The organism is Citrobacter sp. Cpo071 (assembly GCF_030332765.1).
In the GTDB taxonomy this organism is placed as follows: Bacteria; Pseudomonadota; Gammaproteobacteria; order Enterobacterales; family Enterobacteriaceae; genus Citrobacter; species Citrobacter portucalensis.
The window spans coordinates 93,712-106,757 of sequence record NZ_JAOWHE010000082.1 but is presented as its reverse complement, the minus strand read 5'-3'; the positions used below and the strand labels follow the sequence as shown (position 1 = coordinate 106,757).

At 56.8% G+C, this 13,046-nt stretch carries 12 protein-coding genes; 3 read left to right on the top strand and 9 right to left on the bottom strand.

Features of this window, described 5'->3' with window-relative positions:
• Window positions 1-274: 274 nt before the first annotated feature.
• Entirely contained in the window at window positions 275-997 is a 723-nt protein-coding gene (locus tag OGY09_RS14680) for an ABC transporter ATP-binding protein (protein WP_008784184.1), read from the top strand.
• Here the strand turns inward: OGY09_RS14680 and bioD are convergent.
• From bioD to bioB, 4 genes are read right to left on the bottom strand one after another with little or no spacing between them, the layout of a single operon-like run.
• Window positions 963-1,661, bottom strand: a complete 699-nt coding sequence (gene bioD / locus OGY09_RS14675) for a dethiobiotin synthase (RefSeq protein WP_032942763.1) — start codon at window positions 1,659-1,661, stop codon at window positions 963-965. The genes OGY09_RS14680 and bioD overlap by 35 nt on opposite strands.
• Complete coding sequence (gene bioC / locus OGY09_RS14670) at window positions 1,654-2,409, bottom strand: malonyl-ACP O-methyltransferase BioC (RefSeq protein ID WP_032942762.1); 756 nt, start codon at window positions 2,407-2,409, stop codon at window positions 1,654-1,656. The genes bioD and bioC overlap by 8 nt, the downstream gene beginning before the upstream one ends.
• Window positions 2,393-3,550: an 8-amino-7-oxononanoate synthase gene (gene bioF / locus OGY09_RS14665; RefSeq protein WP_208744517.1), complete on the bottom strand. Its 1,158-nt coding sequence runs from the start codon at window positions 3,548-3,550 to the stop codon at window positions 2,393-2,395. Before bioF ends, bioC begins: the two co-directional genes overlap by 17 nt.
• Complete coding sequence (gene bioB / locus OGY09_RS14660) at window positions 3,547-4,587, bottom strand: biotin synthase BioB (protein WP_008784180.1); 1,041 nt, start codon at window positions 4,585-4,587, stop codon at window positions 3,547-3,549. The genes bioF and bioB overlap by 4 nt, the downstream gene beginning before the upstream one ends.
• A 76-nt stretch (window positions 4,588-4,663) precedes the next feature.
• Between bioB and bioA the strand changes: the two genes are divergently transcribed.
• Both bioA and OGY09_RS14650 read left to right on the top strand, forming a co-directional pair.
• On the top strand, window positions 4,664-5,953 hold the full coding sequence (gene bioA / locus OGY09_RS14655) for an adenosylmethionine--8-amino-7-oxononanoate transaminase (protein WP_032942760.1): 1,290 nt from the start codon (window positions 4,664-4,666) through the stop codon (window positions 5,951-5,953).
• Window positions 5,954-6,010: 57 nt separating this feature from the next.
• Window positions 6,011-6,487 carry a kinase inhibitor gene (locus OGY09_RS14650; RefSeq protein ID WP_008784178.1) on the top strand — a complete coding sequence of 159 codons (477 nt, stop codon included), beginning with the start codon at window positions 6,011-6,013 and terminating at the stop codon, window positions 6,485-6,487.
• 95 nt (window positions 6,488-6,582) lie between these two features.
• Here the strand turns inward: OGY09_RS14650 and hutH are convergent, their stop codons facing one another.
• The 5 genes from hutH to hutI form a co-directional block, all read right to left on the bottom strand.
• Window positions 6,583-8,103 (bottom strand): histidine ammonia-lyase, encoded by a 1,521-nt coding sequence (gene hutH / locus OGY09_RS14645; RefSeq protein WP_032942757.1) that lies wholly within the window; start codon window positions 8,101-8,103, stop codon window positions 6,583-6,585.
• A 1-nt stretch (window position 8,104) separates the two neighbouring features.
• A complete protein-coding gene (hutU, locus tag OGY09_RS14640) occupies window positions 8,105-9,790 on the bottom strand; it encodes a urocanate hydratase (RefSeq protein WP_032942756.1) in 1,686 nt (561 codons plus the stop codon).
• Window positions 9,791-9,926: 136 nt separating this feature from the next.
• Window positions 9,927-10,646, bottom strand: coding sequence for a histidine utilization repressor (locus OGY09_RS14635; protein ID WP_003831502.1), 720 nt, complete (start codon window positions 10,644-10,646; stop codon window positions 9,927-9,929).
• 87 nt (window positions 10,647-10,733) lie between these two features.
• Window positions 10,734-11,675 carry a formimidoylglutamase gene (gene hutG / locus OGY09_RS14630; protein ID WP_032942754.1) on the bottom strand — a complete coding sequence of 314 codons (942 nt, stop codon included), beginning with the start codon at window positions 11,673-11,675 and terminating at the stop codon, window positions 10,734-10,736.
• Window positions 11,672-12,901, bottom strand: a complete 1,230-nt coding sequence (gene hutI / locus OGY09_RS14625) for an imidazolonepropionase (RefSeq protein WP_032942753.1) — start codon at window positions 12,899-12,901, stop codon at window positions 11,672-11,674. The genes hutG and hutI overlap by 4 nt, the downstream gene beginning before the upstream one ends.
• Window positions 12,902-13,046: the final 145 nt, after the last annotated feature.

Genomic DNA, 13,046 nt, shown 5'->3' with positions numbered 1-13,046 from the left:
TCGCTATTTTTTGATATTTATCAGCTAACGAAGCGACCTGGGATGGCCGAGATCTTGCTCGCATTTTCATCATTTTCCTGCCTGCACCATCACAACGCCACCAGGCACTGACAATGTGCACACTGCGGCGCTCATCCACAACAAGCCGGATACCGCAACCCGCTCAATACTCTATTCTGCTGTATTTTCCCCTAATTCCGCTTCTGGCAAGAGATTTGCAGTTTTCTCCCGACCATCAGCCCGCAAGGCGGATATCATCATGAGGGAGAAATCTATGTTGAGTCTTCGTGCAGTGAATCACTATTACGGTAATCAACACTCGCTTTGGGATGTCGATCTCGACCTGTTGCCCGGTAAATGTACCGCCGTGCTGGGTCTTCCAGGGATGGGAAAAACCACGCTGGCCAATTGCATCATCGGCAATTTACCGATTGAGAGCGGAACCATGTTCTGGCATCAGGCTGGCGCACCACCTTGCGATCTGCTTCAGATTCCGGCGGCAAAGCGCATTGCGCTGGGTATTAACTGTGTATCGCAGGAACGGCGAATTTTTTCGCAGCTGACGGTAGAGGAAAATCTGCACATTGCGCGCCAGGCGGTTGAGGAAAGCGAAGCGATGAACAGCAGCGATATTTACCGCCTGTTTCCACAGCTGTTTGTACTGCGTCAGGCCAAAGGGGTGGCATTGTCGGAGGAAAATCAGCACCAGCTTGCACTCGCCAGTGCACTGGTCACTCGCCCGCGCCTGCTGATCCTCGATGAGCCGACGCGAGGAAGTGGCCAGGCGTATATCCACAAACTGGGGAATCTGATTGTGAGGCTAAGCCAGGAGCTTGGCATCGCCATTATGCTCGCGGAGCAGAGCCTGCCGTTCATTCGTCGGGTCGCCGACTGCTATTGCTTGTTACATCGTGGACGCAACGTGGCTCAAGGGCAAATAACACAATTCAGCGACCCGCTAATCAACGACTGGTGGATGCCGGAGACAAAGCGCTAAGATCGATATAACGACCTGTCGATGCTCGTTCCGGCTCTTCTGCCAGCCAGGGTATTTCCCCCAGTAGCGGAGCCGCAAGCGCACGCTTTAGCGTCGCCATATATTCAGCATGACGCTTGCCAGGTGGCATCACATCATTGGCAACCCATCCGGCGAGCATCAGCCCGGCCTGCTGCACCGCCTGGGCGGTCAAAATGGCATGGTTGATACAACCGAGCTTAACACCAACCACCAGAATCACCGGCAGTTGTTCCGCTTTTACCCAGTCAGAAAAACTCAGCGTTGGTGAAAGTGGCGTAAACCATCCGCCTGCGCCTTCCACCAATACCCAGTCAGCCTGTTCTTCAAGCAAGCGTAAACCCGCAGACATCACTGAGGCCTGAATGGGGCGTCCTTCGTCAGCACTGATGATATGCGGTGAGGTAGGTTCGGCGAAGGTATACGGATTGATGGCCGCATAATCCACTGCCACAACACTGTTGCGCTGTAGAGCCATCGCATCGCTGTTTCGCAGACCTTCAGCCGTCATTTCACTGCCTGACGCCACCGGCTTATAGCCGACCGTTCGCAACCCCAGCTGTCCCGCCGCCTGAAGCAACGCACAGCTGGCGATAGTTTTACCTACTTCGGTGTCCGTCCCGGTGACAAAATACGTGTTAGTCACGTTGAATTACTCCCAAAAAAAGATGATAGGTCAGCGGATATTTCCCCTGCTGACAGGGCCAGGCGAGCTGTAACTGGCGCAACTGCGAGCGGGTCAGCACACGCTGCTCACGTCCATCATGCAAATGCGTCGCGCCAATGCCCTTCAGCGAGCGCATGGCACTCAGCGCATCGTCAAACCACAGCGTGACGGCATGAGACTGGTATTCAACGTCCCAGCCGCACAGAGCGTTTTCCAGTTGCTCCACAGGCAAAAAACGGTTGGCGTGCTCCCGATCATCAACCGCTCTCCACGCCTGACGAAGTTCCGGCATCGACCCTTGCGCCAGCGTACTAAACGCCACCGCCCCTCCAGGACGCACCACCCGGTATAGCTCGCGTAACGCGCCGCGCAGGTCGTTGCACCACTGCACGGCCAGATTGCTCCAGGCTAGGTCGAAAGTGGCAGCGGCCTGCGGAATGGCTTCGATATCCGCCAGCAGATAGTGATGGGCGACATCGTGACGCTGCGCTTGCGTAAGCATTTGCGCCGACAGATCCAGCGCACAGACCTCGCTCCCCTGCTCCCGCCAGTAACGACTCATACGCCCAGGCCCACAGCCCGCGTCCAAAACCCGTGAGAACGCCCGGCCATTGAGTTGCGCCAGTAACGCATCGGCGCTCTGACGCTGAAGCTCCGCATGTTGCTCATAGTGCGTGGCCGCGCGACCAAACGCAGCGGCAATCGCCTGCTTATTGACCTGCGCCATGCAGCACCTCCAGTAAGTTGTCGATATCCTGGACTTCATGCGCCTGGGTCAGCGTAATCCGCAGCCTGGCCGTCCCAACCGGCACCGTCGGTGGACGAATCGCCGTCACCCAGCATCCCTGTTGCCGTAACGTCTGTGCCAGTTGCAAGGCTTTATGATTGTCGCCAACGATCAGCGGTTGAATAGCGCTGTCTGAATGTGCCAGCGTCAAATCCGTAGTATTCACCCCTGCGCGAAAACGCTGGATCAGCATCGCCAGCTTTTCTCTGCGCTCATCGCCTTCGCGGCTGCGGATCACCGCCAGCGCGGCGCGCAAGGCCTGAGCCTGGGCTGGCGGCATGCTGGTGCTGTAGATCAGATGACGGGCAAACTGCAGCAGATAATCGGCCACGCTATCAGAACACAGGATCGCCGCACCGCTGACGCCGAACCCTTTGCCAAATGTCACCACCAACAGCTCAGGTTTCACCTGCTGTCGGGAGCACGAACCACGCCCTTCCTCACCGCTTACGCCAATCCCATGCGCATCATCCACCAGCAGCCACGCGCCCTGCCGTTTCGCCACCGCGTGGATTTCTGCCAGCGGCGCGCTGTCGCCATCCATGCTGAACACGCCTTCGGTGACCACCAGCTGCTGCCCCGGACAGGGGGCTGTCAGCAGACGATCCAGATGTTGCGAGTCGTTATGAGTAAAGCGACGTAACACGGCAGGGCTAAGACTGGCAGCCTCCAGCAGCGAGGCATGGCTGAGCCTGTCGGCAACAATCTTGTCATCTTTTCCCATCAGTGCGGCAATGACCGCCTGATTGGCGGCAAAACCAGAGATGAACAACAGCGCCCGGGAATAGCCGAGCCACTGCGCCAGGTCTTCTTCCAGAGCCTGATGAGCAACGGAATAACCGCTGACATGGCCCGAGCCGCCGCTGCCGACGCCAAAACGCTCAGCGCCCTGCTGCCACGCGCAGATAATCTGCGGATGGTGGCTTAAGCCGAGGTAGTCGTTGCTGGAGAAATTCAGATACTGGCGACCGTCGGCCTGCAGCCAGCGCCCGGCTCCCTGCGTCACTGCATAGCGCTGACGCAGGGCATCAGCACGACGACGCGCTGTTAGCGCATCGTCAATTTTTTGCTGCCAGGTCATACGGTTGCCGCGTTGTAGTAATCGTCGGTATCCGGGGTACGCAGCGCCTGTTCCAGACGTTGTTGCTGTTCGTTATCGCCCGCCAGTACCGCCGTTTGCTGCGGGTTAAGACCCAGCTTGCGAAATAACAGCAAATCTTTATCTTCGTTCGGGTTCGGAGTGGTCAGCAGTTTGCAGCCGTAGAAAATCGAGTTGGCCCCGGCCATAAAGCACATCGCCTGGGTTTGTTCGTTCATCTGCTCGCGCCCGGCAGAAAGACGCACGTATGAGGTCGGCATCATGATACGCGCCACGGCGATAGTACGAATAAAATCAAAAGCATCTACGTCGTCGTTATCGGCAAGCGGCGTGCCCTTCACTTTCACCAGCATGTTGATCGGCACACTTTCCGGCGGCGTCGGCAGATTCGCTAATTGCAGCAGCAGACCCGCGCGGTCGGTCACCGTTTCGCCCAGCCCAACAATCCCGCCGGAGCAAACTTTAATGCCCGCCTCGCGCACTTTATCCAGCGTATCCAGGCGCTCCTGGTACGAGCGGGTGGTGATGATATTGCCGTAAAATTCCGGCGAGGTGTCGAGGTTGTGGTTGTAGTAGTCCAGACCGGCATTGGCCAGGCGCTGGGCCTGAGATTCGTCCAGCGTGCCCAGCGTCATACAGGCTTCCAGCCCTAGTTCTTTCACGCCCTGAACCATTTGTTCCAGGTACGGCATATCGCGCTCATGCGGGTTCTTCCACGCCGCGCCCATGCAAAACCGCGTTGAACCGGCCTGCTTCGCCTTACGTGCCGAGTCCAGTACCTGTTCAACCTCCATCAACCGTTCAGTTTCCAGACCGGTTTTATAGCGGGAGCTTTGCGGGCAGTATTTGCAATCTTCCGGGCAAGCACCGGTCTTAATCGACAGCAGCGTACTAACTTGTACCTGCTGCGGATCGAAATGCTGACGATGAACCTGCTGCGCTTCAAACAGCAGATCCAACAGTGGTTTTTCAAATAATTCGGTGACTTGCGACATTGTCCAGCGAGAAGAATGAGCCATATTGGTATACGTTTCGTTGTTAGTTTGGTGTAGACTCGTAAACCTAAATCTTTTTAATTTGGTTTACAAGTCGATTATGACAACGGACGATCTTGCGTTTGACCAACGCCATATCTGGCACCCATACACCTCCATGACCTCCCCGTTGCCGGTTTATCCGGTGGCGCGTGCCGAAGGTTGCGAACTGATCTTAGCCAGCGGTGAGAAGCTGATTGACGGCATGTCATCCTGGTGGGCGGCAATCCACGGTTACAATCACCCACAGCTGAACGCCGCGATGAAAACGCAGATTGATGCCATGTCGCATGTGATGTTTGGTGGCATTACCCATGCCCCGGCCATTGCGCTGTGCCGCCAGTTGGTGGCGATGACGCCAGAGGCACTGGAGTGCGTTTTTCTCGCAGATTCAGGGTCGGTCGCCGTAGAAGTTGCAATGAAAATGGCACTGCAATACTGGCAGGCTAAAGGCGAACCCCGCCAGCGTTTCCTGACATTTCGTAATGGTTATCATGGTGATACCTTCGGCGCGATGTCGGTCTGCGATCCTGACAACTCAATGCACAGTCTGTGGAAGGGGTACCTGCCGGAGAACCTGTTTGCCCCTGCCCCACAAAGCCGCATGGGCGGCGAGTGGGACGAACTGGATATGGTGCCTTTTGCCCGTCTGATGGCCGCGCATCGCCACGAAATTGCGGCAGTGATCCTAGAGCCAATCGTACAGGGCGCTGGCGGTATGCGCATGTATCATCCCGAATGGTTAAAACGCATCCGTAAGATGTGCGACCGTGAAGGGATCCTGCTGATTGCCGATGAAATCGCCACCGGATTTGGTCGTACAGGCAAGCTTTTTGCCTGCGAGCATGCCGACATCACTCCGGACATTTTATGCCTGGGCAAAGCGTTAACCGGCGGAACAATGACCCTTTCTGCAACCCTCACCACCCGCCAGGTTGCGGAAACCATCAGCAACGGTGAAGCCGGATGCTTCATGCACGGCCCGACCTTTATGGGCAATCCGTTGGCCTGCGCCGTCGCCTCCGCCAGCCTGTCGTTAATCGAAACCGGCGAGTGGCGCGCGCAGGTAGCGGCCATTGAAGCGCAACTGCGGGCAGAACTCGCCCCGGCGGTAGATTCCTGCTGGGTCGCGGACGCACGCGTGCTCGGCGCCATCGGCGTCATCGAAACCACCCATCCGGTGAATATGGCAGCGTTACAGAAGTTCTTTGTCGAACAGGGCGTGTGGATAAGACCGTTTGGCAAGCTCATCTACCTGATGCCGCCGTACATTATCCAGCCCGATCAGTTACGTCGCCTGACGCAGGCCGTGAACGAGGCTGTGCGCAATGCAACATTTTTTAGCGATTAATCAGCGGTAAGCTCTACGGTTTCTGGCTACACTTTTTGGCTAACGAGAGGAGTCAGCATGAAACTAATCAGTAACGATTTGCGCGATGGCGATAAGCTTGGGCATCGCCACGTCTTTAACGGCATGGGGTATGACGGGGATAATATTTCCCCGCATCTGGCATGGGATGACGTACCCGCAGGAACCAAAAGCTTTGTCGTGACCTGCTTTGATCCTGATGCGCCAACCGGCTCCGGCTGGTGGCATTGGGTGGTGGTAAATCTGCCGGCTGATACCCGCGTACTCCCACAAGGATTCGGCTCCGGGCTGGTTGCGCTGCCGGATGGGGTGATTCAGACCCGTACAGATTTTGGCAAAGCCGGTTATGGCGGCGCTGCGCCGCCGAAGGGTGAAACCCACCGCTATATCTTTACGGTTCACGCCCTGGATGTGGAGCGTATTGATGTCGATGAAGGTGCCAGCGGCGCGATGGTTGGATTTAACGTCCATTTCCACTCGCTCGCCAGCGCCTCGATTACGGCGATGTTTAGCTAAGCTGTGTTGTGCCGGATGTCGGCTTCACCTCATCCGGCCTACAAAGCAGACCGTGGGCCTGATAAGACGCGTCAGCGTCGACATCAGGCAATTTTCTACAGAAATTCAGGCAGCAATTGCAGCAACGTTCCTTGCGCTAACAGCTCGGTCGCGCACTCAATATCCGGGGCAAAAAAGCGATCCTGCGTGTAGTGGGCAACCTGCTCGCGCAGCGCCTGTCGCGCCTGCTCCAGCAACGGACTGGAGGTTAACCCTTCACGCAGGTCAATCCCCTGACACGCCGCCAGCCACTCCACGGCAATCACGCCGCGCGTATTTGCTGCCATCTCCCACAGTCTGCGCCCCGCCGCCGGCGCCATAGAAACATGATCTTCCTGGTTGGCGGAGGTCGGCAAGCTGTCCACGCTGTGCGGATGCGCCAGCGCTTTGTTCTCGCTCGCCAGCGCGGCGGCGGTTACCTGAGCAATCATAAAGCCGGAGTTAACCCCGCCATTTTTCACCAGGAACGGCGGCAACTGCGACATATGTTTGTCCATCATCAGCGCAATGCGCCGCTCTGACAAAGAGCCGATTTCCGCAATCGCCAGCGCCAGATTATCTGCCGCCATCGCCACCGGTTCAGCATGGAAATTCCCACCGGAAATCACATCGCCCTCTTCGGCAAACACCAGCGGGTTGTCGGAAACCGCGTTGGCTTCAACCAGCAGAACATCCATCACCTGGCGCATTTGTGTCAGACACGCCCCCATCACCTGTGGCTGACAGCGCAGAGAATACGGGTCCTGCACCTTTTCACAGTTATGATGCGACTGCGAAAGTGCGCTGGAGTCGGTCAACACATGACGGTATAGCGTTGCGGCATCAATCTGCCCACGCTGCCCTCGCGCGGCATGAATACGGGCGTCAAACGGACGACGGGAGCCCAGCACGGCTTCTGTGGTCAGCGCCCCGCACACCGTCGCAGACGCAAACAGTTCCTGAGCTTCAATTAACCCGCGCAGTGCAAAGGCGGTGGAAGCCTGAGTGCCGTTGAGCAGCGCCAGTCCCTCTTTCGCCTCCAGCGTGATCGGCTCCAGTCCGGCCTTTTTCAGCGCGTCGGTAGCCGGGAGCCATTCCCCCTGCCAGCGCGCTTTACCTTCGCCCAGTAGCGTCAACGACATATGTGCCAGCGGCGCCAGGTCGCCCGATGCGCCCACCGACCCTTTCGCCGGGATCAGTGGATACACCTCGGCATTCACCAGCGCAATCAGCGCTTCAATCACGCTCAAACGAATGCCGGAAAAACCGCGCGCCAGGCTGTTGATTTTCAGCACCATAATCAGGCGAACCATTGCGTCATCCAGCGCCTCGCCAACGCCTGCCGCATGGGAAAGCACCAGCGAACGCTGTAAATTCTGCAAATCTTCCGTGGCGATACGGGTCTGAGCCAACAGGCCAAAGCCGGTATTAATGCCATACGCCGTACGGCCTTCTGCGACAATATTATTGACGCAGGCGACGCTGGCGTTGATTGCATCAATCGCCCCGGCATCCAGGCTCAGTTTGACCGGCTGCTGCCAGATTTCACGTAGCTGGGTAAAACTCAGATGGCCCGGCGTGAGTGTCATGGTGTTCATATCAGCGTTTCTCCTGCGTCGCAGCAATCATTGGCAAATTCAGCCCTTCTTCAACGGCGCACTCCACCGCAATGTCATACCCGGCGTCGGCGTGGCGCATCACCCCGGTAGCCGGATCGTTATGTAATACCCGGGCGATGCGCGCCGCGGCTTCATCGGTGCCATCGCAAACAATCACCATCCCGGCATGCTGAGAGAAGCCCATGCCAACCCCGCCGCCGTGATGCAGCGACACCCAGGTCGCTCCGCTGGCGGTGTTAAGCAGCGCGTTCAGCAGCGGCCAGTCGGATACGGCGTCTGAACCGTCGCGCATAGCTTCTGTTTCGCGGTTTGGGCTGGCAACAGAACCGGAGTCCAGATGATCACGGCCAATAACAATCGGCGCAGATACTTCACCGCTGCGCACCATCTCATTAAACGCCAGCCCCAGCTTTTGTCGCCACTCCAGGCCGACCCAGCAGATACGCGCTGGTAAGCCCTGGAAGTTGATCCGCTCACGCGCCATATCCAGCCAGTGATGAAGGTGCTTATCATCAGCCACGATCTCTTTCACTTTGGCATCTGTCTTATAAATATCCTGCGGATCGCCCGACAGCGCCACCCAACGGAACGGGCCTATACCGCGACAGAACAGGGGGCGAATATAAGCAGGTACGAAGCCGGGGAAATCAAAGGCGTTTTCCACGCCCATCTCTTTGGCCATCTGGCGAATGTTATTACCGTAATCAAACGTCGGTACGCCCATTTTGCTAAACGCCAGCATCGCTTCGACATGCGTTGCCATTGAACGTTTCGCCGCCTGCACCGTACCCTGCGGATCGGACACCGCTTTCGCCTGATACTCTTCCCAGCTCCAGCCGGACGGCAGATAACCATGCAGCGGATCGTGGGCGCTGGTCTGGTCGGTGACCATATCCGGGCGCACACCGCGCTTCACCAGTTCCGGCACAACGTCGGCGGCATTAGCACACAGCGCAATGGACACAGCTTTACCCTCGCGGGTGTATTTGTCGATACGCGCCAGCGCATCGTCAAGCGATGTCGCCTGCTCGTCGACATAACGGGTACGCAGACGGAAATCAATTCGGCTTTGCTGGCATTCAATGTTCAGCGAACACGCACCCGCAAGTGTAGCGGCTAGCGGTTGTGCTCCGCCCATGCCGCCCAGCCCGGCGGTCAGCACCCAGCGTCCGCTGAGGTTACCCTGATAATGCTGACGCCCGGCCTCAACGAAGGTTTCATAAGTCCCCTGCACGATGCCCTGGCTGCCGATGTAGATCCAGCTTCCGGCAGTCATCTGGCCGTACATCGCCAGCCCTTTGGCGTCCAGTTCGTTGAAGTGTTCCCAGGTAGCCCAATGCGGCACCAGGTTGGAGTTAGCAATCAGCACGCGCGGTGCGTTGTCGTGAGTTTTGAATACGCCTACCGGTTTACCAGACTGGACCAGCAGAGTTTCATCGGTCTCCAGTTTGGTCAGCGCGTTGACGATAGCGTCATAACATTCCCAGTCCCGCGCGGCGCGGCCAATCCCACCGTATACCACCAGCTCATGCGGATTTTCCGCCACATCGGGATCCAGATTATTCATTAACATGCGCAGCGGCGCTTCGGTCAGCCAGCTTTTGGCCGTTAAGGTGGTGCCGCGTGGGGCACGAATATCCTGCTGACGATATTTGCTATGGGACATGACAGAAAACTCCTCGCGAACGTCGGATAGATAAGCAACATATACCTGTCTATACAAGTCATCGCAAGGATGATTTTAACAATTAGGATACATTTTTATTATATTGCGTCAGCAATCACGGTTTTCATGTCCTGTATCAGGACATAAACCGTCCTTGCAGGCGATAGCGGGAACCTGGAAACAGCAAGCGGGCATGAGAGACTATGGACGACGCAGACCAGGTCTTACGACGAATCAGCAGGCAGGGATCGTGTTCTTTAATATTCAGCAGCGCGCACTCTTCAGCGCTGGCACGTACCGCTTCAACAATATGCTCACCTTCCGTTAAAGGGGCTATCAACGACAGGTATGCGTGCGGCGTGGTCTGGCTGTAATCCTGCGCCAGATACTCCGGCACAATTTCGGCATTCACGCAGCGATCTTCAATCTGTACCGGCAGATCGTTCTCGTAGTGCACCATGACAGAGTGAAAAATGGAGGTGCCTTCTTTGACATTTAACACCAAAGCCTGCTGCGCGTTGGCCTGGGTTTTTTCCAGCGTCAGCACTTCGCACCGGTGCTGATGCTGACGGGCGTTGATTTCATCCGCGATGCTGCGGATTTCAAACAGCGCAGACTGACCTTTGGGCTCGGCGACAAACGTCCCGACGCCCTGCAAACGCACCAGTAAACCTTCATCCGTTAACTCACGCAGCGCCCGGTTGATGGTCATGCGGCTGAAACCATATTGCGCCACCAGCTCTGCCTCAGACGGAATGCGATCGTGAGGCTGCCAGATACCGCTGGCAATTTTTTCGCTGATCTCCTGTTTGACCTTTTCGTAAAAAGGAGCCGGAGCAGAACGGGATGGGAGCATGCGTGAGCCTTCCTTAAGCTGAAAATGTGAGTGGGTAGAGTTTACAGGCATTACCCGAGCCTGATAAGCGCAACGCCATCAGGTATATCAGTGCCACCAGTGGGCGATTTGCCAGCCTAATCGCGCCGCCACGCGTGCTGCTCTGCCATCATCGTCAAAGCGTGGATTAAATTCAACCATATCCACCGCCAGGAGTTTACCGCTACGACACAGAGGCTCAATCAGTCTCAGCAGCGTCGCCAACGGTACGCCAAGCGCGGCGGGGGCCGACACGCCGGGCATTTCCCACACCGGCAGCACGTCGAGGTCGATTGTCAGATAGATGACATCCAGATTGGCAATGAACTGCGCTAACTGCGCCTGCGCCGTATCACAATGCAGATCCTCCACCACGGTAACACCGAGCCGCTGGGCCTCATCCCAAAGCGCCTGGGTGTTTGCCGCCCGACTGACGCCGATACAGGCATAGTGAAATTCACGCTGCTGTTCATCGCAAAGCTGCGCCAGCTGGCGAAATGGCGTACCGGATGTAGCTTGTTCAGCTTTGCGCAAATCGAGATGCGCATCGAAGTTGACTATCCCCACTTTCGCCTGCGGGAACGCATCCAGTACGCCCGCGCCGTGCGCAAAGGCAGTTTCGTGTCCCCCGCCCAAAACAAAGGTACGCATGTTCTCGTGCTGACATCGCTGTACCGCATTGCGTAACGCCTGCTGCGCGCCCTCAAGATCGGGAGCCTGCGCCACAATATTTCCCAGATCCACCAGCCGATTGTGCCCATCATGACTGGCTAAATTCGCCAGCGCCTTGCGCAGCACATCGGGCGCTCCCGCGGCGCCCGTGCGCCCCTGATTGCGTTTAACGCCTTCGTCGCAGGCAAACCCGAGTAACGCTATCTGCTCGCGGTACATTTCTGGGCTAAACGTCTGGCTCAGGGTGATAGTCTGAAACAGGCGCAGCGCATTCGGCGATTCGGCGCGGTCATCACGTCCCTGCCACAGCGCAGGTGAGGCTGGTTGCCAGTTGGTCATGCTATTTGTCCTTTGAATACGCGTTGGTAGAGCGGATTGCGCCCGGGTTCATACAGGATCTCGACCGGGAGGGTTGCATCCCACACCACAAAATCGGCCACAAACCCGGCCTTCAATTGACCGTGGGTGGCATGACGCCCCAGTGCCCGGGCCGCATGACGGGTTACGCCCGCCCATGCTTCTTCCGGCGTTAGGCCAAACTGAACGCAGGCCATATTCATCGCCCAGTGCAGGCTGATAAACGGACTGGTACCGGGGTTAAAATCTGTCGCTACCGCCATCGGTACCTGATATTGACGCAGCAACGCTACCGGTGGGCGCTGCTGCTCTTTGAGGAAATAGAATGCGCCGGGCAGCAGCACACCGACCGTACCGCTTTGGCTCATCGCCGCTACACCCGCTTCATCGAGGTATTCAATATGATCGGCGGATAGCCCGTGGTAGCGGCTTACCAACTGTGCGCCGCCAAGCAATGACAGTTGTTCGACATGGCCTTTAATCGGGATGCCCAGCGCCTGTGCAGCCTGAAACACCCGCTCGCTCTGCGCCAACGAAAAACCAACGCTTTCACAGAACAGATCGACGGTCTCAAACAGCCCTTGTTCCCACAATTGCGGCATAATGGTCTCACACACCAGCGTAATATAGCCGTCAGGATCATCCCGGTATTCCGCTGGAGTTGCATGCGCAGCCAACAGCGTCGGGCTGATTTCAACGATATTCTCTGCCGCCAGCGCTGCCACCACGCGCAATATTTTCTCTTCTGTCGGCAAATCCAGGCCGTAGCCGGATTTTATTTCCAGCAGCGTAACACCTTCTTTGATCAGCTGTTCCATCCGCTGATGGGCTACGTGTAAGAGTTGTTCATCCGTGGCGCTGCGGGTCGCCGATACGGTGGCATTGATCCCCCCACCCTGAGCGCTTATCTGCTGGTAGGAGACACCATTTAGCCGCTGCTCCCACTCACCTGCGCGGTTTCCGCCAAAGACCAGATGCGTATGGCAATCAATCAGGCCAGGCGTAATCAGCCTGCCCTGCATATCAAAAGTATTGTCATGCGTGAGATATAACGATGATTCCGGGACGATATCGCGAATCTTGCCCTGGCGGACGATCAGCGCGTGACCATCCAACAGCCCATATGGGGTACCACGTTCAGGGTCCATAGTCGCCAGACGAACATTGCGCCAGATAACATCATCAGGATCAGGGAAGAATTGCTGCATTCGACTCACCACTTGTCATAGGTTGTATAGACATTTATTTTTGATTATAGGGATGTTGTCAACCTGAAGGACCGTAATTGTTATGTATTTGTGATATAAGGACTCTCCGCACCGGGCTTTGTGGTGATAAAAACAACTTTTTACC